This window comes from Vibrio aquaticus (assembly GCF_003970385.1).
GTDB classification, from domain to species: Bacteria; Pseudomonadota; Gammaproteobacteria; order Enterobacterales; family Vibrionaceae; genus Vibrio; species Vibrio aquaticus.
Map to the genome: position 1 here is coordinate 1,049,653 of NZ_RXZH01000001.1, position 24,465 is coordinate 1,074,117.

The 24,465-nt window shown below is 45.6% G+C and carries 13 protein-coding genes; 6 read left to right on the forward strand and 7 right to left on the reverse strand.

What is annotated here, in order from left to right; translation table 11 throughout:
* Positions 1-5: 5 nt before the first annotated feature.
* The 3 genes from EJ063_RS04510 to EJ063_RS04520 all read left to right on the forward strand — a co-directional run bounded on the left by EJ063_RS04510 (position 6) and on the right by EJ063_RS04520 (position 2,424).
* Positions 6-1,034, forward strand: a complete 1,029-nt coding sequence (locus EJ063_RS04510) for a COX15/CtaA family protein (protein WP_126572803.1) — start codon at positions 6-8, stop codon at positions 1,032-1,034.
* A complete protein-coding gene (gene cyoE, locus EJ063_RS04515) occupies positions 1,027-1,923 on the forward strand; it encodes a heme o synthase (RefSeq protein ID WP_126572804.1) in 897 nt (298 codons plus the stop codon). The genes EJ063_RS04510 and cyoE overlap by 8 nt, the downstream gene beginning before the upstream one ends.
* A gap of 87 nt (positions 1,924-2,010) precedes the next feature.
* A complete protein-coding gene (locus EJ063_RS04520; protein WP_126572805.1) occupies positions 2,011-2,424 on the forward strand; it encodes a VanZ family protein in 414 nt (137 codons plus the stop codon).
* A gap of 10 nt (positions 2,425-2,434) precedes the next feature.
* Here the strand turns inward: EJ063_RS04520 and EJ063_RS04525 are convergent, their stop codons facing one another.
* The 5 genes from EJ063_RS04525 to EJ063_RS04545 form a co-directional block, all read right to left on the reverse strand.
* Positions 2,435-2,863, reverse strand: a complete 429-nt coding sequence (locus EJ063_RS04525; RefSeq protein WP_126572806.1) for a hypothetical protein — start codon at positions 2,861-2,863, stop codon at positions 2,435-2,437.
* A gap of 36 nt (positions 2,864-2,899) precedes the next feature.
* A complete protein-coding gene (locus tag EJ063_RS04530; RefSeq protein WP_126573114.1) occupies positions 2,900-3,781 on the reverse strand; it encodes an amino acid ABC transporter permease in 882 nt (293 codons plus the stop codon).
* 92 nt (positions 3,782-3,873) lie between these two features.
* Entirely contained in the window at positions 3,874-4,713 is an 840-nt protein-coding gene (locus tag EJ063_RS04535; RefSeq protein ID WP_126572807.1) for a transporter substrate-binding domain-containing protein, read from the reverse strand.
* Positions 4,714-4,724: 11 nt separating this feature from the next.
* Positions 4,725-5,522: an amino acid ABC transporter permease gene (locus EJ063_RS04540; RefSeq protein WP_126572808.1), complete on the reverse strand. Its 798-nt coding sequence runs from the start codon at positions 5,520-5,522 to the stop codon at positions 4,725-4,727.
* Positions 5,522-6,238: an amino acid ABC transporter ATP-binding protein gene (locus tag EJ063_RS04545; RefSeq protein WP_126572809.1), complete on the reverse strand. Its 717-nt coding sequence runs from the start codon at positions 6,236-6,238 to the stop codon at positions 5,522-5,524. The genes EJ063_RS04540 and EJ063_RS04545 overlap by 1 nt, the downstream gene beginning before the upstream one ends.
* A gap of 306 nt (positions 6,239-6,544) precedes the next feature.
* On the opposite strand from EJ063_RS04545, the gene aroG reads away from it, so the two are divergent.
* The gene (gene aroG / locus EJ063_RS04550; protein WP_126572810.1) at positions 6,545-7,600 is read left to right on the forward strand and encodes a 3-deoxy-7-phosphoheptulonate synthase AroG; all 1,056 of its coding nucleotides are present in this window, start codon (positions 6,545-6,547) and stop codon (positions 7,598-7,600) included.
* Between the two features lie 539 nt (positions 7,601-8,139).
* Positions 8,140-20,895, forward strand: a complete 12,756-nt coding sequence (locus EJ063_RS04555) for a retention module-containing protein (RefSeq protein ID WP_126572811.1) — start codon at positions 8,140-8,142, stop codon at positions 20,893-20,895.
* A gap of 63 nt (positions 20,896-20,958) precedes the next feature.
* Here the strand turns inward: EJ063_RS04555 and EJ063_RS04560 are convergent, their stop codons facing one another.
* Positions 20,959-21,570 carry a TetR/AcrR family transcriptional regulator gene (locus EJ063_RS04560; RefSeq protein WP_126572812.1) on the reverse strand — a complete coding sequence of 204 codons (612 nt, stop codon included), beginning with the start codon at positions 21,568-21,570 and terminating at the stop codon, positions 20,959-20,961.
* Positions 21,571-21,972: 402 nt separating this feature from the next.
* Here EJ063_RS04560 and EJ063_RS04565 point away from each other — a divergent pair, with 402 nt between their 5' ends.
* Complete coding sequence (locus EJ063_RS04565; RefSeq protein WP_126572813.1) at positions 21,973-23,220, forward strand: MDR family MFS transporter; 1,248 nt, start codon at positions 21,973-21,975, stop codon at positions 23,218-23,220.
* A 27-nt stretch (positions 23,221-23,247) separates the two neighbouring features.
* Here the strand turns inward: EJ063_RS04565 and EJ063_RS04570 are convergent, their stop codons facing one another.
* Positions 23,248-24,354 (reverse strand): mechanosensitive ion channel family protein, encoded by a 1,107-nt coding sequence (locus EJ063_RS04570; RefSeq protein WP_126572814.1) that lies wholly within the window; start codon positions 24,352-24,354, stop codon positions 23,248-23,250.
* Between the last annotated feature and the right edge of the window lie 111 nt (positions 24,355-24,465).

A 24,465-nucleotide genomic window follows, 5' to 3' on the forward strand; every position in this document is an offset into this window, starting at 1 on the left:
GCGATATGAATCTAACCAATCTTATCAAAATGAGCCTTGTTCTAACGTTTGTGGTGGTGATGCTCGGTGCCTACACTCGACTGGCTGATGCAGGGTTAGGTTGCCCAGATTGGCCCGGCTGCTATGGCCAGCTCACAGTGCCTAACGAACAACATGAAATCGCGTTAGCAAAATCGCTTTATCCCTCTTTGGTGGTCGAAGCAGATAAAGCGTGGCTAGAGATGATTCACCGCTATTTCGCTGGCACGCTCGGGCTGGTGGTGTTTGCCATTACCGTGATTGGAATCAGAACGCAGCAACTCTCTTCTCGCTTAGCCTTGTCCCTTTCCGTGGTGGTTATCTTTCAAGCGTTACTGGGCATGTGGACCGTGACCATGATGCTGATGCCCATCATTGTGATGGGCCATTTACTTGGCGGCTTCACGCTGTTTAGTTTATTGGCGCTATCCTTATGGCGATCACAGACAGCTCAGCAACCTCAAATAGCTTCTCGTTCTGGCTCTGGGTTGAAAGTGTTAGCAGGTAGCACGTTGGTGGTTGTGATTGCTCAAATCGCCTTAGGCGGGTGGACGTCGTCTAACTACGCTGCGCTGATGTGCACTACCTTGCCAATTTGTCAGGGGGATTGGGTAAGCCACCTCGACTTTGCCACGGCGTTTGAACTCATCCAGCCCAAACAAGCGAGCTATGAGTTTGGCACGCTAGATTATGGCGCGAGAATGACCATTCATGTTACTCACCGCATCGGCGCTGTTGTGGTTGCTTTAATGGTTTCAACACTGGCATTTCACCTATTTAAATCAGCTCCCCAGTATCGTGGGTTGGCAACCATATTGATGGGTCTTTTGACTGTTCAGGTAGGACTAGGTGTTGCCAACGTGCTGCTTAGCCTGCCTTTGGTTGTTGCAGTTGCACACAATCTAGGAGCCGCATTCCTTCTAATTACCGTAATCAGAGCGAATTACTTGGTTTTTCAGCCATCGTCTAAGGAAGTGAGCAATTTAGCGTCTCGCAAGGAGAGTGTTTATGAGTAAATCCATTACCGCAACTTCAGCGCCGTCGAAAGCGCTGTGGCGCAGTTACTTATCTCTGACGAAGCCTAAAGTGGTCGCACTGATGCTGCTTACTGCGATTGTCGGAATGTGCCTCGCTGTACCAGGGGCATTGCCTTTTCAAGCGACGGTACTTGGGCTGACAGGCATTGGCCTTATGGCCGCTTCCGCAGCAGCGTTTAATCATCTGATTGACCAACGCATCGATGCGATTATGGCGAGAACGTACAAAAGACCTCTCCCATCAGGAGCGATGAAATCAAACCATGTTTTCGTGTTTGCTACGGTGATAGGCGTGGTGGGTTTTGCCGTGTTGTACTTTTGGGTCAATGCGCTGACGGCATGGTTAACGTTCGCTAGCCTTTTAGGTTATGCGGTCGTGTACACCTTGTATTTAAAGCGAGCAACCCCTCAGAATATTGTGATTGCGGGTATTGCAGGAGCCATGCCTCCATTGCTTGGTTGGACAGCAGTCACAGGGGATCTTCATGCCAATGGTTGGCTGTTGGTGATGATCATTTTTATTTGGACGCCACCTCATTTTTGGGCACTCGCCATCCATAGAAAAGACGATTACGCCAAAGCCGATATACCAATGTTGCCTGTGACGCATGGCGTGGAGTACACCAAGACTTCGGTGCTGTTATATTCTGTACTGCTTTACCCAGTCTGTTTGCTGCCAGTCTTGGTTGGGATGGCAGGACTGCTCTATTTCACCGCGGCCTCAATCTTGTGTGGCATGTTTATTTGGCATGCTTGGCAGCTTAAATTTCAGAGCGATCCTAAGTGGGCGATGAAGACGTTCATCTTTTCAATCTATCAACTGATGCTATTGTTCGTTGCTTTGCTGTTAGACCACTACTTTATTTAGTGAGCGAAATTTGGGCTTTTTAAATGCCTTTACATCAAGTAGTCTAACCGCCATAAATCAACGCTATAGCTTTAGGACTCATTACCAGTGGCGACTCACTTGTTTGGCAAACGCCTTGTTATTCTGTTTAGCCTTATTGTTCTTGGAGGACTCGCCTCGTTAGCTAAATCGCTGGATATCTATGGAGACAGTGTTCGAAGCCTTGAAGTGACGGTGGGTGGTGCATGGGTGCTTCATACCGTGATTGCGAGTTTGCTCGGTTTTGTTGCAGCGTGGGCGACGCCTAAACCTTATTACTACCAATTGAATAACCTGCCAATTTCACCTTGGGTGCTTATTATGCTTGTGATGGTGGTAACGGATGAAATGACTCAAGCATTTAATCCTCTGCGTGAGTTTTCGATGTTAGATATGAGTATTAATGTGCTGTGTGTATTAATGGGTGCCACGTTGTATTACTTGACGAGCTGGCACAAAATTAAGCGTGAAATCAGCTTTTGATCTCTAGGCTCTATTTTATCTGAGCCAGTTTTAGGTAGGAATGCAACTCGCTGTTTTTGTACTCAACCGCTGAGTGAATGTTGACGCTAGCATTGCCAATCACCGCAAACTCATAGCAGTTTTCTCCTTTGAAGATGACAACGTGTAAGACGCCTGATTTCAATGACCAATTGCCTTTCGTTTTGAATCGATCAAACAAGCGATACTCGTTGAGCGTGCCATCAGCGTGAAAGATGACTTCGGTAATATAGCCACCAGTGCAGGTTTTCATCCAATGAGTGCCTGCTACATCAACGAGTTCGATATCTCTCTTTCCATCTTTCCATGTTTCGAAATCAGATCGATGGAGGGCGTCAAAGTCTAAATCTTCTTTAGAAATCAGTGTCTGCTTCTCGCTTTCTCGAACAAATAGCTGAGCGAGGATATGTTGTTTTTCCATCTGTTCTTCCTTTGTAAGTGGATTGAAACCACACAGTTAGCGAGCTAAGTGTCTTAAGCTTCTCTTTTCAACTTGCTTGAACAGGAGAGATAAGGCTAAGCACAGGCAAAGGTAGACTAAGCCAACGATGAGCCAGATCTCAAAGATTAGGCCGGAAGAGTTCGCCATTTCAGTGCCGACAAAGGTCATCTCTTGAATAGAAATAAGGGAAACGATAGAGGTGTCTTTAACCAGTGAAATCGCCTGACCCGCTAAGGCAGGTGTGATGGCTGCAAGTACCTGAGGGGCAATCACGTAGCGGTATTTAACCCATGTGGAAAGGCCCAAAGAATCAGCCGCTTCCCACTGTCCTTTGGGAATGCTAGCAAGACCGGAACGTACCACTTCAGCCACATAAGCGGATGACAGTAAGCCAACACACAAAATTCCTGAAAGCAGGTTTTCCCACAAGTTCGCTGGCCCAAACAGCACATGTTGAAGTGGATTGATTTCACCATTGTGGTTACGAAGAACATTATCTAAACCGAGCAGCGGGATAAGCTGGTTTGAGATGAAGAAGTAGAAAATGAACACGAAAACCAACGGTGGGATATTTCGTATCAATTGCACAAAGGCGTTAGCGGGCAAGCGGAAAAGGGTGATGGTTGAGCGTCTCGCAATACCAAGCATTGTACCCAGCCCCAGTGCTAAGGTCATTCCCCATAAGCTGATTCGTACCGTTGAAAGTAAGCCCTGAAAAAAGTAAGGCATCGAGCCATCTGAGCGAGGCGTAAAAATCAGAGAAAATGCGTCTTGCCAACGCCAGGCGTAGTTCACTCCGGTTGAAGAACGCTCATACAGCCAATAAACGGCAATACATAGAATAATGAGCAGACTAATATCTAGCTTATTTAACCATGGCTTTGATTGATTGGGCATTGCAGCTGAGAGCGTTTTAGCTTTTGACACTTACTTGAATTTCCTAATAAGAAATCGCCGCACTGACTAAGCAGTGCGGCAGGGCAGAATGATTATTGGCCAGAGGCAATTTGGTCTTGCCAATCAAGCGTTGAGAACCAGTATTCGTAGCGCTCTTTCAGCCATCCATCTTGCGTTCTTGCTTGAATCCACTCATTGAAGAACGCTTCTTTATCGGTTTCACCTAGGCGAACGGCAAAGGCTTCATTACCTTTTGAAAGACGCTCTGTGAAAGGAATAAATAGCTTATCGCTATTTTTCACGGCTTCGTGTTCTGGTTTTGGGCTTGATGCAATCACTGCATGAGCATTACCGTTCAACACTTCTTGGAATGCTTGAGCATCGTCATCAAATTGAAGAATTTTCGCTTTAGGGAAGGTTTCACGAGCGACTTGTACCGTGAAAGCACCGCGGCGTGCTGCAATTTTTACTTTACGAGAGTTGAAATCGCTGAATTCTGAAAAGCCTTGTGCGAGTTCTTTATTTGCCGCTACCTGCACACCCGAGTGAGAGTAAGGTGCACTGAATAACACGCTTTTCGAACGTTCGGGCGTGATGCTCATACCACCGATAATCACATCAAATTTCTGAGCAAGCAGCGCTGGAATGATGCCGTCCCATGCGGTTGGAACAAATTCGACTTTCCAGCCCGAGTCTTGAGCTAGGCGTTTAGCAACATCAATCTCAAAGCCAATTAAGTCACCTTGCTTATCACGCATTGCCCAAGGCACAAACGTAGACATACCCACACGCAGCGTACCGCGCTCGTTGATTTTATCTAAGTTCGGAGTCTCTGCAGCCAGAGTCGGCAAGCTAATCGCCAAACCCAATAAAGCGGTAATAGCGGCTTTGAATCCTTTGCCTTTCAATAGGCTCTTACCTATGTTTCTCATGTTTTATCCTTTTATTGTGAGCGCCAACTCGCGCCTAGTTTGTGTTCCATCCAAGCAGAAAGTGCTGACAGTGTGAGTGTCAAAGCTAAATAAATTGCCGCAACCGTAAACCAAATTTCAAACGGCATCGCGGTTTCAGAGACGATATTTCGTCCCTCCGTTGTTAGGTCGAATATCGCCATCACGCTGACAATTGAAGAGTTTTTAATGAGCGAAACCACTTCATTGGTCAGTGGGGGTAATGTACGTTGTAACAGCTGAGGTAAGATCACATCGTAGAAGGTATAAAAGCGATTCAATCCCAGTGACTTAGCTGCTTCAAACTGCCCATTGGGAATACTGTTGAGACCACCTCGGAAAATCTCGGCAGTATAGGCGCCTTGAAACAGTGACAAGGCGAGTACTGCGGTAGAGAATCGATCTAAGCCAATCACAGGGCCAAAAACGAAATACAAAAGGTATATTTGCACGAGAAGCGGTGTGTTACGCACCACTTCAACATAAAGATTAGCAATGCCACGTCCTACCCAAGAGTCAGATAGCTTCAACATCGCGGTTGTTAAGCCAATCAGCAAGGTAAAGCATAAACTCAGCGCTGAAATTTGGATGGTGACGAGCAAGCCTTCTAATAACTCGGCTGGCCACCATTCACCATCTTCAAAAAAGACAATGTAATCGGGTACTCGCTCCCATTGCCACTGATAGCCCATGCTCTGAGCGCCAGAATCAAGTAACCATGCGATCCCGATAAAGAGTAAAGCGATTTGCAACGACGCAGATAGAACGGGTTGAATAACTTTTCTGATCATCAGTGGCTCAGTATCTGTTGTAAGAACTGAGCGGTTCTTGGGTGTTTTGGATGGGAGAAGAGTTGTTCTGGTGAAGCGATTTCCAAAATCTCCCCTTGATCCATAAAAATGACACGATCCGCTACTTTGCGTGCAAAACCCATTTCATGAGTCACACACATCATAGTGATGCCCTCTTTAGCGAGATCAACCATCACATCGAGCACTTCTTGAATGGTTTCAGGATCGAGTGCAGAGGTTGGCTCATCAAACAGTAAGATCTCAGGCTGCATACAAAGCGAACGAGCGATGGCAACTCGTTGTTGCTGACCGCCAGAGAGTTGCACTGGATATTTGTTGGCTTGCTCTTCAATATTGACTCGTTTTAGAAAATGAAAAGCACGTTCATTGGCTTCTTTTTTGGATAAGCCTAAGGTGCGAATCGGGGAGAGTGTCAGATTTTCAAGCACGGTTAAATGAGGAAAGAGGTTAAAGTGTTGGAACACCATGCCTACTTTACCAGCCGACACTTGCTCAATAGGGTTATCCAAAACGGAGATCTCTCCTTGTGAAATCGCCTCAAGGCCATTCACAGTTCGGATTAATGTTGATTTTCCTGACCCTGAAGGACCACAAATCACGAGGATCTCACCTTTTAATACACTTAGGTTGATGGTTTTAAGTGCTTGGAAAGCCCCGTACCACTTATTGACATTGCTAAATTCGATGGCGTTCATGCCTGATCTTTTATTGTTCTTCGTTGTAATCTTACCTTAGCAATATCAGGAAGATAATGCATCTTGTAGCCATTAAAGATATCAAAACTCTTCCATTAAATGTGATATAACCGTATGTAATCCAAAGTTTACATCTTGTGTAAATCGTAAAAAAGCTCGAAATATTGCCTTTTATTGAAAATAGTGGTTGCAACCTGGGTTTTTGCTAGATAAGTTACACAGAACAGGAATAAGAAAGCGTGTACGTTTTTTCATCACCCTCTTTGGTGATACGTGCCAAGCAAGAGATATAGGAAGAAGTAAGCAATGTTTCAAACTGATGATGTACGAATTAACAAATCAAAAGAATTATTACCACCAGTTGCAGTTTTAGAGAAGTTTCCTGCGACTGAATCCGCTTCTTCTACAACATTTCGTTCACGAGAAGCGATCTCTAACATTTTGAAAGGCGAAGATGAGCGTCTGCTTGTGATTATCGGCCCTTGTTCGATTCATGACACTGAAGCGGCGATTGAATACGGTAAGCGTTTGAAGGTGCTGCGTGACGAGCTTGGTGACCGCCTTGAAGTCGTGATGCGAGTTTACTTTGAAAAACCACGTACTACCGTAGGTTGGAAAGGCCTAATTAACGACCCGTACCTAAACGATACGTTTAAGATCAATGATGGCCTGCGCTTAGGTCGTAAGCTACTGTTAGATCTTACCGATATGGGAATGCCAACGGCGAGTGAGTTCCTAGATATGATCACTCCACAATACGTAGCAGACCTAATCAGTTGGGGTGCGATTGGTGCTCGTACAACTGAGTCTCAGGTTCACCGCGAGCTAGCGTCTGGTATTTCTTGTCCAGTTGGCTTTAAGAACGGTACCGATGGCAACATCAAAATCGCCTCTGATGCGATCCGTTCTGCAAGCGCTTCACACCACTTCTTGTCAGTGACGAAATACGGTCACTCCGCGATTATCGAAACCGCAGGTAACCCTGATTGCCACATCATTCTACGTGGTGGTAAAGAGCCTAACTACAGCGCTGACCATGTGGGTGCAATTAAGCAAGAGCTAGAAGCATCAGGTCTTCCTCAGAAAGTGATGATTGATTTCAGCCACGCAAACAGCTCTAAGCAGTACCAACGTCAGATGGTCGTAGCGGAAGATGTTGCTGGTCAGATTTCCGGTGGTGAAGATGCAATCTTTGGTGTGATGATTGAATCACATCTGGTTGAAGGTCGTCAGGATCTTGTAGATGGCAAAGTAGCGACATATGGACAATCGATCACAGACGCATGTATTGGTTGGGACGATACTGAAAAAGTACTGCGTCAATTAGCCAATGCAGTCGCTGAGCGTCGCAAGAACAAATAGCGCATTTCTAAGAAATTCCTAGTTACACAATTCAAAGCTCCTTCGGGAGCTTTTTTTGATCGGTTGTGTTAGCCGTTGAAGTGCGTTAATTGAGTAAAAACATTGAATGGCATATTGTAAATAATATAAAGAATGGTATTCTAATTGGGTAATGGTTCTCAGCGTAATGGATTGCGCATTTCAGGCTTTGTGTTATTTAACATATTAATCGGGCATGTATGCCCGTTTTTTTTTGCCTGAAATTCGGATAGAACATCTATCCTTCAGCTTCTTCTTCCCTTTTATCCTCCCTTCAATACGCTCTTTATAAAGTCTCACCTTTGATACTTTAAGCAAACTAATTTATAAAAAATGAAACCTTAGTCACATTAAGGCGCGAATTCCCTTATATAACCTATACTTAGAAAGCGAAGTCTGTTTTTTGAAACAAAAACAAAGGGCTGCAAATAAAAAGCTATTTTGTTATGTTGCAATGGGCGAAGAAAATTACAACAAATTGTTTCAGCCTAGCCAGTTCAATTGAGGCGCGAGGAGACCATATGAACGTGGAAGTTGTACGCGAAGCAGCCGTTGCTAAAGAAGTTGAAGGTGAAGTTATTGCAGTTGCTCCTAGTGGCAGTGCTCGCAGACTTTTGCCGGGGGATCGTATTGAGGCGGATGAAATCATCATCACGGCGAACAAAGCTCAAATAGTCATGGACGCCGCCCCAGTTGCGTTTGAAGTAGGCGAAAATTGTGTTGCTTGTCAATCTCAAGATGACCTTTGGACAACCGCACCACTTGCCGAAGAAGTGAATTTTGACCTGTCACAAATCGATGGTCTTGAAGTCGGTGAAGATGAATTTGCCGCTATTCAGCAAGCTATTTTAGATGGTGCCGATCCAACGGCTATTTTAGAAGCAACCGCTGCAGGCTTGAATGGGCTCTCCTCAAGTATTTCTGGTTTAGCAACCATCGAAGCGACAGGTGTTGAAGTTCTCGCCAGCACCTTATTTGAAACCAGTGGTATCGATAGCTCGAACACTGGAGTGAATCAACAAGATGGCCTTCGACCTTTCATTTTCGCTGCAGGCGGAGAAAGCCTTCAAACTAACTTGGTTGAAGGTAACTTGTCTCAAGGCAGCTACCCTGTTTCTTCCGTAAGCACAGCAACGATTTTCGCTGGTGGTTTAGCCTTAGACCCAGATTCTTTTGTTCCTGACACACTCTCGCTTTCCTCTCTTCTTGCTGAGCTTAACTCTGACATTACCTCTAACGGAGAGTCGGTCAGCTTCACTTATGATGCAGGGCAGAACGCCATAATTGGTACATTAAATGGTGAGGAAGTACTCACTATAACTATTGATGCAACCAGCTTAGGCGACGATATTACCCTTGATGTAACTACAACCATATTCCAACCCATTGACCATCTACCTTCTGTTGGTGGAGGACAAGTGGCCTTTTCAGATGATCAGATCACGATCTCATTTGATATTACTGGTAATGACAGCGGTGGTAATCCAATTAGAACTCCGATTGATACCCAAGTATCGATTAGTGATGGAGCGCAGCCAGATTTTAGTTCGCTTGATGCCGCAACACTCTATGAAGCGGGCTTAGATGGTGCCTCTGGTGAGGGGCCAACTAACACCTTCGCTGAAGGGACACTGGTTGGTGATCTTGGAAGTGATATCGTTAACGAAATACAAATCGACGTCGATGCATTTAACAACGGCCCTCAATCCTCGGCGATTACTTCACAAGGGCAAACAGTTGTTCTCGAAGCGTTGGCAGGTGAACAGGGTAAATACATTGGCTACATTACCTTAGATGGGACTCGAATTGATGTGCTCACCGTAACACTTGGTGATGTGACGACAAGTGACACTGAATTTCGTGCTGACTATCAGGTCCAGTTGTTGCAGGAGCTTGACCAACCAAATAATGGCCAATCTGGCGATCAAGATCAGGTTTCAATCTTACTGCCAGTGTTTGCTATTGATGCAGACAATGATCAATCCGAACGCTCAAATCTGGTGGTGAATGTCGGCGATGATATTCAAGTGGTGATTGACGGCAACTTGAATGTAGTTGAGCCAACGCTGGGTGAAATACAAACCAGTAATGTCGTTGATGTAATTGAGCAAGCCGGCGCAGACCAAGGTAAAGTGACGTTTGTGACTTTCGATGATGTGGATGTGCAATACCAACAAGGGCAAACAGAGTACCCTGTTGATCATGGTATCTTACATGTGACAGCGGATGGTGAAGTGTGGTTTGTACCGCGTAGCAACATCGATCACTCGACCAAGGAACAAATTAAGCACGATATTGTTATCACGGTAACGGACAACGACGGCGATGAGCTAACCAGTAATGTAGAGCTAATCATTACCGATGGTGACGACCCAGAAATCACCGCGATTACTGAAGCAACCGTTTATGAAGCAGGCCTCGGTGATGGTTCGCAAGTGGGGCTAACCCAAACTGAATTTACTGGCACGCTCAGCGGTAATCTAGGCAGTGATAAGGTGACTGGCTTACAGATTGACCTTAATGCTTTTGAGACTGCGCAGCAAAACTCACCAATCACCTCACACGGTAAAACCATTGCCCTTGAAGCGGTCGATGGAGAGCCAGGTGTCTACCTTGGGTATATCAAGCTCGATGATGGTACACGAGTCAATGTGCTTAAAGTGACTCTAGGTACGGTTAGTGAGGGAAGCGGCACTTTTAACGCGAGCTATAAGGTTGAGCTTCTACAAGAGATAGATCAACCAAAACAAGGTGGTGCGGCGGCCAACGATTTTACTTCGATTTCTCTCCCTATTTTTGCTACCGACTCGGACAACGATGAATCGGCGCGCTCGAATCTTATCATCAAAGTGGGTGACGACATTCAAGTCGTAACCAACGGTGACATTGAAGTGGTTGAATCGACCATAGGTAGTCCTAATCAAAGTGATGTGATTGAAATCATCAGCAAAGCGGGGGCTGACCAAGGCGAAGTTACGTCGTTCACGTTTGATGGAAAGTCTTATACCCTGCAAGATGGCCAAACAGAGTACTCAGTCACTGATAGTAACTCGGTGACAGTAGGTAAAGTGGTTATCACCCCTGATGGTAACGTCTCCTTTATTCCTGAAAGTAGACTGGATCATTCTACGTCTGAAGAGATCAAGCACACTATCGTTGTGACTGTGACCGACCAAGATGGCGATAAGTTAGAAAGTACCGTTAATCTGGTGATTAAAGATGGCCAGAATCCGGTAATTAGCAATATCACTGAAGCGAGCGTTTATGAAGCGGGCTTAACTGATGGCGGCACTCAAGTCGGTCAAACCAACACCGTGTTCGACGGTGTCTTGACCGGTCAATTGGGTAGCGACAACGTAGCTGATGTGCAGATCGATCTGCAAGCGTTTGAAGCTGCGCAGCAAACTGACCCAATCACCGCTCAAGGTAAAACCATTGTTCTTGAAGCAGTTTCCGGTGAGCCGGGCGTATACATGGGCTATGTCACCATCGATGGCTCGCGAGTTAATGTACTCAAAGTTACTTTGGGTGCTGTGAGCATGAATGGCACACAGTTTAGCTCAAATTACAAAGTTGAATTGCTGCAAGAGATTGACCAACCGAATCAAGGTGGCGCACAAGACCTAGACTTTACCTCCATATCATTGCCAATTTTTGCAACGGACGCTGACAACGATGAGTCAGCGCGCGCTGATCTTGTGGTCAAAGTGGGCGATGATATCCAAGTCGTGAGTGACGGCAATATTTCAGTCGTTGAATCTACCATTGGCAGCCCAAACCAAAGCGACGCTTTAGATGTTCTGATTAAACCGGGCGCTGACCAAGCTAAAGTGAGCTCGGTCAGTTTTGACGGTGTGCCTGTCCCATTGATTGATGGTGAAACAGAGTATCCTGTTACTGATGGCAAGTTAGTGATTACTCTAGACGGGCAAGTCTCATTTATTCCAGATAGCGATCTTGACCATTCAGCCAGTGAAGAGCGTAACCACACCATTAAAGTCACCACCACTGACGAAGATGGGGATGCGCTAACCAGCACGGTTGAGCTAACCATTACCGATGGTCAAAACCCAGTTATCACTAGTATCACCGAAGCAACCGTTTATGAAGCGGGGCTGACTGATGGCTCGGGCGCAGCAGGGCAAACCAACACTGAGTTTTCGGGCACCTTAGTCGGTCAGCTAGGTAGCGATGAGGTCACAGGATTCGAAGTTGATCTCAATGCGTTTGCAAGTGCGCAGCAAAATGACCCTATCACCTCTCAGGGTAAAACCATTGTGCTTGAGGCCGTAGGTGGTCAACCAGGCGTTTATTTGGGTTATATCACCCTTGATAATGGGACTCGAGTTGACGTGCTCAAGGTGACCATTGGCGCAGTGAGCATGTCAGGGACTGAGTTTAGTTCCGATTACAAAGTTGAGCTACTTCAAGAGATCGACCAACCTAAACAAGGTGGTGCAGCTGCTAATGATTTCTCGACTATCTCTCTACCTATTTTTGCTACTGATAGCGATAAAGACGAGTCTGCGCGTTCAGATCTTATTATCAAAGTAGGTGATGATATCCAAGTCGTGGCGGATGGCGAGATCACAGTCACCGAGCCAACGATTGGTGACACGGTGCAGAGTACAGTTGTTAATGTGATTACAGAAGCAGGTGCCGACCAAGCAACCGTTAGCAAAGTCACCTTTGATGGGGTCGATGTACCATTGGTTGACGGTGAAACCGAATACTCTGTTACCGATGGTGTATTGGTGGTTACCCTTGATGGTCAAGTTTCATTTAAGCCAAATGCTGAGCGTATCCACCCAGATGATGATCGCATCGAGCACACCATTGTCGTGACAGTGACCGATAAAGATGGTGATAAGACAACCAGCACAGTCGACTTAGTGATCAAAGATGGGCAAGACCCGGTGATCACTCAGATCACTGAAGCCAATGTATATGAAGCTGGCTTAACCGATGGTGGCTCTCAAGTCGGTCCGACCGATTATGTCTCTGAGGGTAAAATCACTGTCGTAACTGGTAGCGATGATGTGATTGAGTTTCATATCGATGTTGAAGCATTTAACCTGCTTCCAGCCAATCAAGGCTTGTACTCGAATAGCGAGCGCGTGGTGATAGAAGAGCTCTCTACTGGGGTATATCGCGGTTTTATCACTAAAGAAATCAACGGTGTGGATACCGAAATTGATGTCTTTAAAGTAAGTTTTGATCAAGCTGATTTAGGCAAATATAAGTTTGAGTTGTTGCAAGAGGTTGATCACGCTAATCAAGGTCAAGAGAACCTTGAAGTGAAGTTACCTATTTACGCAGTAGATCGAGATGGCGATGAGTCAGGTAATCATGATTTGGTGGTCAATATTGGCGATGATATGGCTAACATTGATGACTTTGTTGATGGCAGCACGTTTACCGTCAACGAAGACGATACCATCAACGGCTCTTCACCGGGGCAGGCGTTTGCTACAGGCACCTTCGATACCAATCAAGGCGCTGATACCGTCGTCAAGTATGAGCTAACTAATATCAACACCTCTGAAAGTGGTCTGAAATCGGGTGGTGTGGATGTCGAGATCAAAGATGTTAGTGACGCTACTGGGCCGACCGTTTATCACGGTGTGGCGAATGGCATTGTGGTGTTTACTCTTGAGTTATTTAGCGATGGTAGTTACATCTACAGCCAAATTAAGGCACTTGATCATGCCGAAGGTGAAGATAGCTTAACCATTCCATTTGACGTAGTGGCATTAGATCGCGATGGCGACGTATCACAGCCGATCCGTCTACCGATTGAAGTGGTCGATGACAAACCAACCATCAAGGATATTACCGAGACAAAAGTGGTGGACGAAGATGATCTGTCTACCATAGGTTCTGATCAGAATCAGCGTCCGGAAGTTAGCGGTACGTTCGATGTAACTGAAGGCGCCGATGGCGTGGTTAAATATGAGTTGGTTGACGCAAATAATGCTATCGATGGTTTAGTGTCTGGCAGTGAAAACCTTGTATGGGCGCCAGTCTCCACTAGCGGTACGACATTTACTTATACCGCACAAACGGCTTCAGGGACGCCAGTCTTTACCATTACCTTCGATACAGACGACAATAGTTATAAGTTTGAGTTACTTGAACCACTGCAACATGCGAGTGGCAGTGGTGAAAATGCCATTGATATTAGCTTAAGCATCAAGGCAACCGATTATGATGGCGATGAAAGTAACGTCATTACTCTTCCAATTCGTGTAGTCGATGATATCCCTGAGTTGACTCAGCAAAGTATTACTCGTTTCGAGGGTCAAGGCTACAAAGGCTCAACGGTCAATATGTTTGACTCCGCTACAGATATGGGCGCTGATGGGGCTGTACTGACTAAATTAGAAGGTACAACTGATACAGCAGATGGCTCATCGATTGTATTCCGATCTGGCGGTTCTTACGTTGATTCGGTTGATTTAAGCGAAGGGTCACAGACCATAAGGGTTTATCAGGATCTTAATGATGGTAACCCACCACGACAGCTTGGCGTGTTGCAAGTTGACTCCAATGGTGAGATCGAATTTAAGGCCAATAACTATCTAGAGCATGATGGCAGCAACATTGAATTTACTATCGATGTCACGGCGACAGATGGTGACCTAGATACCTCGACAGCACCACTCGATATCACCATCACAGATAGAGATGCAAAACCGATCAAACTGACGGTGCAAACCTTCGAAGACTCTGGTCGTGATAGCAGCATTAATTATGCGACGGGTGATGAACCAGAGCGTTCAGAAAACGAAGATAACCAAACGGATCTACAAGTTGCTCCTGCGAATGTGGCATTAGCGGTCAACCTATTTGATGACGATAATGGTGAGTCTATTAATACGCTCACCATTAAAGCGGGCAGTCATAACGGCACCTTCTATTACAAAGATGGCGATGTGTATCATGAACTTGAAGTCGATCCGGCAACCGGTAATTTGATCCTATCTGCGCCACTGTTACAGCAAAGCTTAACTGACAGCGGCAACAATACCATTGCAACGATCACTAACCTCTATTTTGTGCCTGACCGTCATTACTCCTCGAACGATAAGGGCGTTAAAATCAATTATGACCTTGAGATCGGGAATAACGGGACAGACGATCACACCGTAAGCTCCAATTTCAGAATTGAAGTGGATAGCGTTGCTGATATCGCGACTTGGATTGATGCTGATAGCCAATATGAATATCAAGTTGCAGAAGATGACGGCAATGTTCAAATTAAACTGGACGCCAGTACGCTAGATATCAGCAATCCAGAGACCATTACTTATGAGCTTGAAGTGACCCAAGGTGCCGGTGAGTTTGAGTTGCTTGGAAGTAATGGCCAACCCTTGACTCCAGAGGGTGGCGTTTACACCATCTCAGCAGCCGATATCAATTCAATTCAAGTTAAGCCAAATGAACACTTCTCAGGGCAAATTCGTTTTGAAGCGGTGGCTGTAACAGAAGAAACGAAGAACCCGTACAACGAGGGTACAGTTGATAAATCTGAGGCACGCTCAGAGCCTCAAGAACTTATCATTGATGTCACGCCAGATGCGGATGCAGGCAGCTTTAGTGTTAGCCGAATCAAGATCAATGAAGACAATATTAAGGATCCTGATTACATCGGCCCTGATGACAACCATAAGCCGTTTACGCTTGATCAAGTGATTGATATGAAGCCATCAGTAGACGTCGATGGCTCTGAATCTTTGCATATTCGTATCTCCAACATCACCGAAAGTGCAAGTTTAAAATGGGTCGGAGACGGCGACAGCCAGATCACCGAAGTCACCGTGGATGGTGTGACTTACCAAGAGATCCCATACGACCAACTTGTGAATGTAGAGGTCATTCCAGAGCTGCACAGTAACATTGACTTCAAATTTGATGTAACAGGCGTCGTTAAAGACAGTGCATTGCTTTCTGACGGAACCGTACACGTTGATGAAGAAGTGCTGGGCACTAAAACCGTTAATGTTGAAGTCACTGGTGTAGCGGATATTCCGAGAGGCAATACCCTTGGTTCTGACTGGTCAGGTTTTGAAGATAATGGTGTCAGCGGTGTCGAAATAACCATCAAAGAAGACGCTGTTGCCGAGCTCAACTTTACTGTGATTTCAGGCGAAGCACTCACGAAACCACAGGATGGTTCAGAATCGTTGACGGTACTTTTGTCGGGTATTCCCGAAGGCGTGATCTTAGAAGACGCAGATGGAGATGTCATTGACTTGAACTTCACAGGCTATGAAACCGGTCCAGATGGACAGCCGGATACGTCTAAACCGATCTACGAAGCCAACATTACAGGTATTCATGATGATACCGGTATTATTATTAAGCCGGCGGCATCCTCAACAGAAAACATTCATATTAAAGCGACGGTGATCGTCACGGAAAATGACGGCCACACTTTGAGTTTTGAGCAAGAAGTCAGAGTGAAAGTTGAGCCAGTGATTGATGCCAAAGATACCTATACCAACACCGCGTCAGGCTATGAAGACACGCCAATCGATATCGATTGGTACCCTGAGAAAAATCGCTTCCCAGACTCTGATGAGCATTTTACCTCGATAGAGATCAATGGCGTACCTGACGGTGCTCAGGTTGCGATTAACGGTAATGTGAATTGGAGTTTCGATAGTGATACTGGCAAAATCACGATCACACCACTCGATAGCCAAACGCCGGAACAGTTTTCAGACATTGCTTTGAACAGCGACTTTGTTCAAATCACGTTGCCGAAAGACTCAAGTACTAACTTTGACCTCACCACTATTGTCAATATTGAAGAACGCGATCATGAATACACCAGCGATGATATTGTTGGCGAAGGTGGTCGTGTAACCGGCACGATTACCGGCACCATTGCGGTCGATGTTACGCCAATTGTTGAAAGGGTTGATGGGTCAAACCGCTTAGTGGTTGAAAACGAAAACCAAGATGTTGTGGGTGATGAAGTAAACAAAATCACGGCGGATGATAAAGGTGTGATTCGCTTTACCACCAATGCTGACTCTGCTGACTTGCAGGGCGAATACATCATTCGTTATCAAGAGACCGATGCGACAGATACGCAATATGAATCGACAGAACTGGTTACTCAGCTCGTTATTCAATTCGAGAACCAAGACGAAGCCATTATGGATCAGCTCTTTATTACGGGGGCAGTCTATGAAGGTAATGGTCGCTGGGTCATCGTTGATGAAGAGAATTTCAGCATCAATGCGCCTGCAGGGTTAGATTTAACGCCGGACAAACCGGAGGATGATGATCTCAATGGTATCAGTGACATCGATATCATCATTTATGCTCAGGTGATTGATCAAGGTGATATCGATGATCCGAAACGTACACCTGGTTTGGTTGCTCAGCGCGAAACCTCGGTAACGCTCTCTTTCCCTGAGTACGTTGAAGACATCGGTACGAAAGGTGCGTTCGTCGATATTGCTGATAACAGCATCATACTCGGCACGGAAGACACAACATTGGACCTTGGCGCACAACTAAAACCATTACTTTCAGTGAGCTCTGGTGACGATACGCCTGATACACTCACGATTGTGATTGATGACTCGTTTACCGAAAATGGCAAGACGTTCGATATTGGTATTTCTGGCGCGAATGTTGATTTCACTAATGGCCAATATGTGTTTACCACGACCATTGATAAAGATGGCAACATCGGTTCGTTGGATGGGCTACAGTTAACCTTACCAAAAGACTATTCAGGTGACTTCTCGTTGCCGATTACGATCATAGCAACGGATACGCTATCAGGTCACAGTCAGACCAATGATTTGGATTCTGTTGTGGTGAATGTAAGTCCTGTCGCTGATGTCACGGCAAAAGTACCTAAAATCACCTTGGACATTGTTGAATCACTGGATGATGACATGAACGTCATTACCCAAACTGGTGACGCTAAAGGGTTCGAAGACAGCTACATCAAGCTCGATCTGGGCTACACCTTAGCGGACAAAGTGACCGGTCTTGAGGGTGGTGAAGAGGTCGTCTCTTCTGTGACACTGACGCTAGAAGACGGTACACCAGGTCAGTTTTACGACGCGTCCGGTGCGGCACTTGGTTCTAGCATTACCTTTGATCAAAGTCAGATTGAAGCCGGTGCACTGGATAACATCTTGTTCAGACCCGATCTCAACTACCCAAGTAAAGATGGCGGCAACACCATCAATATCAAAGTAACCGGTACCGTAACGGATACAGCGACATTTGATCTCGCTGATCCAGATGGTACAGCAAGCGATACCAAACCGTTCGAAGCGGATGTGAGCTTTGACGTTGAACCGGTTGTTGATGGCGTTATTGTCACAGGGCCAGGAAGTGACGCTGATACCATTGAACTGACAGGGTTAGAAGATACTGAGATCTCTCTTGGTGCGTCTGGCCCAGTGAACGTTGAGCTCACTGACAATGATGGCTCAGAGAGCTTTGTTTCTTTGAAATTAACAGGAATTCCGGATGGGTTCGTGTTGGTTACAAAAGAGAACAGCGAGTATGAAGTCAAGAACAATGGCGGCGGTGAGTGGAGCGTTAAGCTTCCAAAAGATGCAGAGAGCCCATTGGATCTGAGTGATATCCTGATTCACCCACCGAAAAACTTCAGTGGTACTGCTGAGTTCGGCATGACGGTTTACATTCAAGAAGATTTGCTAGGCGTACCTACGGAAGCGGCCAATCTGCCTAACTTCGTGCTAACTGTGACGCCAGAGGGTGATGCTGTTGATGTCGATGCGACAGACAGTATTTCAGGGCTAGAAGGCCAGAATATTGATATCGACATCAATGCGTTTGCTATTGATAACGCTGATACGGCAACGGGCAGTGGTACATATACTGAAAATGCGCCGGAGACGTTGCGTGTTGAAGTGACCAATGTGCCTGATGATGCGAAGATCTACTATCCAGATGGCGGTTTAGCAAGTTTTGAAAACGGAGTTTGGACGCTAGACATTGCCGCATCGAGCTTAGACAAAATTATCTTTAACTCAGGTGAACATAATAGTGATACAGGCAATGTCGATGGCATTACAGAGCCAATTCACATTTCCGTACAAGCAGTCGATCGAGACGCAAGTGGTACTGAGTATCTGGGTGATAAGAATGAATTTGATGTCGAACTTGTTATCGATCCGGTCAACGACCAACCAACATTTGAAGTGATATCTGATCTTGCTACTGAGGAAGACACAATTACTGGTGTTGCCATTAATAACCTCACCATCGCTGATATTGATGCCACCTATGATGACCCTGATGCTGAATACACCCTAACGCTACAAGTTGATAAAGGTAGCTTAGCGTTTACGGCTTACGTGGGCGTTAACTTTGAGCTGCAACCTGATGGTAGCTTAGTTCTGACTGGTAAGTTAGCTGATATCAACAGTGCGCTTGGTGCGGATTCTGTTATCTTCAAGCCGGATCTCAACAGTAACGACCTGAACTCAGGTGGCCCAGTAACGGTCACCGCTACCGTCGATGATGGCGGCAACAATGGTGTGATTGACCCTGGCGATTCAACAACCTCTTCGAGCAATCAAACCAGCTTCATCATTAATGTCAGTGAAGTTAACGATCAACCTGTAGCAGGAGATCTGGATCTAGGCTCTATTGAAGAGGATACCGGTTCGATTCAAATCACTATGGCGCAGTTAATTGCAGCGAGTAGTGATATTGATAATGATACTTTGAAAGTCGATTCAATCACGGTACCGCCAGAGCAAGGTACGTTAACTCTGAGTGATGATGGTACGTATTGGACATTTAAACCTGCGCCAGAGTTTAACGGTAAAGTGACGATCAGTTATGTGATTGAAGACAACGGCACGACAAATGGTGCCAATGATTTCAAACAAGACAGCGGTGAAGTGACTCTCACTGTGATTGGCGTGAACGACAAACCAGAGATCGATATTTCTGATATCACCACACTCATTGATGAGTCGCCAAATCAGCTAATCAGTGGGATCAGTGTGTCGGATATTGACTATGTGGATCAATATGCCGATGACCCTATGACCGTGACTATCACTGTCGACTACGGCGCTTTGACTCTCGTTCAACCAAACGATTCTAATGTGGCGATCTCGGGTGAAGGGACAAGCACGGTCACATTAACGGGAACGCTGACAGAGCTAAATGCACTGCTGGACGAGCCAAATGCACCAAATGGTCTGTTTATTGATGCGAGCTTGTCCCCAGTCGACAGTATCAACTTGCAAGTGACAGCGAAAGACAGCGGGAATCCATCAGGGTTAGCCTTGGATGCGGATCCTAAAGACTATGTGATATCAGTGACTCCGGTTGCTAACGCGCCAACTTTATCCATTGAGCCGTCGTTTAACCATGTACGCAATATCACCACCAGTGTAGCGGCAAGCTCAAGCGGTATCGCATTGGTGGGCATCATGGCGGCGTTAACGGATATCAATGAAGCTCTTACTCTTGAAATCAGTGGTCTTCCGCCTGAAGCGAGTTTAACCAGCAGCGCGTCTGGCATCACTTACGATAACCAAGCTGATATGTGGATAGTGCCAGCAGGTGCGATTGACGACCTTAAAGTGGTTGGGGCTACAGAAGGCAACTATACCTTTAACGTCACTGCAGTATCGACAGAGACAGATGGTAAGGAAGCCAAGTCAGCGCCAATCCCATTATCGTTTGATGTGGTTGCCGATGCCGATGCAGATATTAACAAATCTTCTGAGACTGATGATCTACAGCTTCATGGTAGTGATGACGCTAATATCTTAACGGCCGGGAGTGGAGATGATTTGCTCATTGGCGGCGAGGGTAATGATACCTTGATAGCAGGAGCAGGCGATGACACCTTAATTGGCGGAGCTGGTAATGACATTCTTGATGGTGGTCTAGGCTCGGATATTCTTACTGGTGGCACAGGTGAAGATACCTTTATCTGGCATGAGATTGATGATGGTGCTGCCGACACTATTACCGACTTTAAGCTATCAGAAGGTGACCAGATCGACTTGAGAGATGTGCTTCCTGAGCTAAAAGAAACCGATATCGACATGACGACCTTGCTACAAAAACTTGATGCGAAAGTGGTTGACGGTGACGGTATTGAATTAACCCTACACGGTGAAAATGACAGTGAGCAGACCATATTGGTTGAGCATTTAGCGCCACAGTTGACGTTAGACGGCACCAGCTCATCAGACATTGTAAGTGCACTTTTAGACCAGCACGTGATCACTCACGATACTCTCTAAAGCTCTACAAACGAAAATGCCCTAACCAATGGTTAGGGCATTTTTCTATTTCTATATCTATTTCTATTTCGATGTCGCGTAAGCAGTAACAAAGTTATCAACCGCGTGATCGATGGTCTGTTTAACCTGCTCACAACTTGGTGGCGGAGTATGAGTGAGAAGCTGAGGCCAGAATAAGGTGGCCTTAATCGCCCCGATATACTGCTCAATGGCGAGTGGAACATTGGATATTTCCAATGCACCAGCGTCAATGCCTTGGTTGGCCCATTTTTGCAGTCCGTACGAATCCTCGATCGCTTCAAATTTCGATACCAATACTTTAGATGTTTCTTGGCAGCGGATACATTCAGCAATAACTAAGCGTGCTGTCATTTGATAATCATCATTACTGATGTAACACATTTGCTTCAGCGTCAGCTCAGTTAACTGCGTTTTGACTGAAACTGAAGGCTCAAATTGAACGTCACATTGGTCATCAAATCGACACATCAGCCTATCTACAATCACTTCAAAGAGTGCATCTTTGTTTGGGTAGTATTTGTAAAGCGTCCGTTTTGAAACTCCTGCTTGCTTTGAAATACCTTCCATACTGGCTTGCTCAAACCCTTTTTGAGAAAAAAGTTCAATGGCAGAACGAATGATATCTTCTTGTTTTATATCGCTTCTTTTGATCATGCAAAAATTCCAGATCAGAAAAAGTAAACGGGCATGTTTACTTTTGAAATCAGAGTAACTAAAGTATACACCATCGTTTACTTTCTTGAACAGCGAATAGAGCATGAAAATGAGTAATGTAATCAAAGCAGCTGTTCCCGGTTAACAGGTCTACTTATGAACTGTTTGCTCATAAATGGGAGGAGCCAATCAATGATTTGGTGGCAAGAGCCTAGCTTCAAACTAGCTCAAGTTCCTCAACCGCAATAGCACTAAGTTTCTGATTTTAAATATTTTCACTGCCTTTGAAAATGTGCCCGCTTGATGCGGGCTTTTTTTGATAACTACTTTCATTTGCACCTTCTAAGCGTATACTGGCTGAATAATAAATAGACAACCCATTTGGCTAGTAAAGGAGTACGCATGGAGAAGGAGCAAAGCTTATTTCAGTGGGAGAGAGTGCGGCGTTTTAATATGCCGGTTTGGACGGTGTTGGTTGGTGTGCTGATCGCACGCACCAGTTTCTTTATGGCGTGGCCGTTTTTGGTGGTTTTTCTCTATCAAGATTATGGTGCCAGCGCGATTGAAGTCGGCTCAATGCTTGCCGCAGCGTCGCTTCTTGGTTCAGGTGTTGGGCTTTACTCTGGTTACTTGTCTGATAAATTCGGCCGAAAGTGGTTGATGGTCACTGGCTGCGTGATCGCGTTTTTCGCATACAGTGGTATTGGTTTAGCCGACCAAATGTGGCACTTCTATATTTTGGTGCTTTTGACGGGCTTAATGCATCCTTTGATTGATGGCCCAGCAAAAGCCGTTTTAGGCGATTCTCTCTCTGACCATAAAGACCGAGAGCTGGCCCTCAATATCCGCTATTTTGTGCTCAATATTGGTGGTGCAATTGGCCCTTTGATTGGCGTGACACTGGCTTTGGCCAACCCTCAGGCCTTATTCTTGGTTACGGGTTTTACTCATCTCGCTTACGCACTGTGGATCACCTTTGGTATTGAACGAAAACAGTCGCTTAAAGAGAAGCTTGCTAGTAGTTCTGCATTGCCTAACTTTCGCCAAACGATGAAAGTGATCAGTCAGGATAAGATTTTTGTTTTGCTGTTATTGGCTAACTTGCTGCTTATGTTTGTTTATGCGCAGTTAGAATCTTCGGTACCTCAGGTGATTGTCCGCAGTGGCATCAGTGACGCTGCTACCTTGATCGCAATGCTGATGTTCGTTAACACCGCCACGATTGTGACGCTTCAATTCCCATTGCTAAAAATGATGGAGTCTTTCCCGCTCTTTACCCGAACACGGATTGGCATGGTAGCCATTGCGATAGGTCAGCTTGCTTTCGTTATTTCACCTAACGATTCAGCGATTGGTTGGGCAATTGCCTGCTTTATTATCAGTGTGGGCGAGGTGATTACCTTCCCAACCATTAATGTCCAAATAGATCGACTAGCCCCTGCTCATTTACGTGGCTCATATTTTGGTGCAACAGGCATCTATACTCTTGGCTTTGCGATTGGTCCGCTGGTGGGCGGCATGATGATCCAATGGTTAGGATCGACATGGTTGTTTAGCCTATGTTTCATCATCTGTCTGGCGATGATTTGGCTCTACTACATTGCGGGGAAGGTAGAAGATACGGTAGAGCGAGAAGTGGCTCTGCAGTAGCGAAACCATCGCGACTGCAGATCTTGATTAAGCGAGTGAAGAAGGCGTTAGTAGTTCTTCTTCGCCTGCTTTTTGTGGTTCTAACTGAATCGTCTGAGTTGGGAACGCAATATCAGCACCGTGTGATCGAATAATCGAATAAATCTCGAGTAACACGTCCTGCTTCACTTCGTGGTAACGAATCCAATTCACTGTCTTGGTGAAGGTGTACACCAATAAGGTCAGAGAAGAGGGTGCAAAGCCATTAAAATTAACGATCAAGGTTTGCTTAGCATCGATATCTTGGTGATTTTCAAGCATGGCTTTAATGTCAGCGACAATCTGTTCAACCTTTGCCCCATCTTGATAGCGGATACCAATATTCTCATTGATACGACGGTTAAGCATGCGAGAAGGGTTCTCTACGACAATGTTACTGAACACGGAGTTCGGCACGTAGATTGGGCGCTTATCGAAAGTGCGGATGATGGTCATGCGCCAACCAATCCGTTCTACAGTGCCTTCAATCTGACGGTCCGGTGAACGAATCCAGTCACCGACCTTAAATGGGCGATCGAAGTAAATCATCATCCCACCAAAGAAGTTGGACAGTAGGTCTTTCGCGGCTAAACCGACAATCAAACCACCGACACCACCAAAAGTGAGTAAGCCTGATAAGCTTAAGCCAAAAGCTTGCATGACTGTTAACGCGCCAATAACGATAAAGAACAGACGCGCGACTTTGGCTACCGCTTGAACGGTCGTTTCATCTCGATTTTGGTTTTCGAGAACGTACTCTTCAATATTATTGATGAGCCGCATCGTAATCCAAACGAAGATCCCAATGACCAAGATGAGCTTGAGTGTACTCAGCCAATTCAACTTTGAACCCATGTAATCTTGAAGAATAAACCCAAGAGAGATGGTCGCTGGCCAGCACCAAATCAGGGTACTAACCGGGGTCTTTAAGGCGGTTAGGGTAAGGTCATCCCAATGAAATTGGGTCTTGCTGACTAGAATCTCTAGGCGACCATACACCACGCGCCAAATGATCCATGCCACGAGACTCGCAATAGTGATAAACAGTACATTGGTGTCCCAGCTGTTTAGCATATTGGCAATGGACGGAGGCAGATATGTGAGTAACTCGTTCATTTTTCAATTCTATTTTTGAATTAAGTAGCGCAAGTATAAGTCTTTGCCTATACCCAAACTAGTCTGTTTATGCATCAAGTACGATGGGTTCAAACATTCGGTTAAAAATGT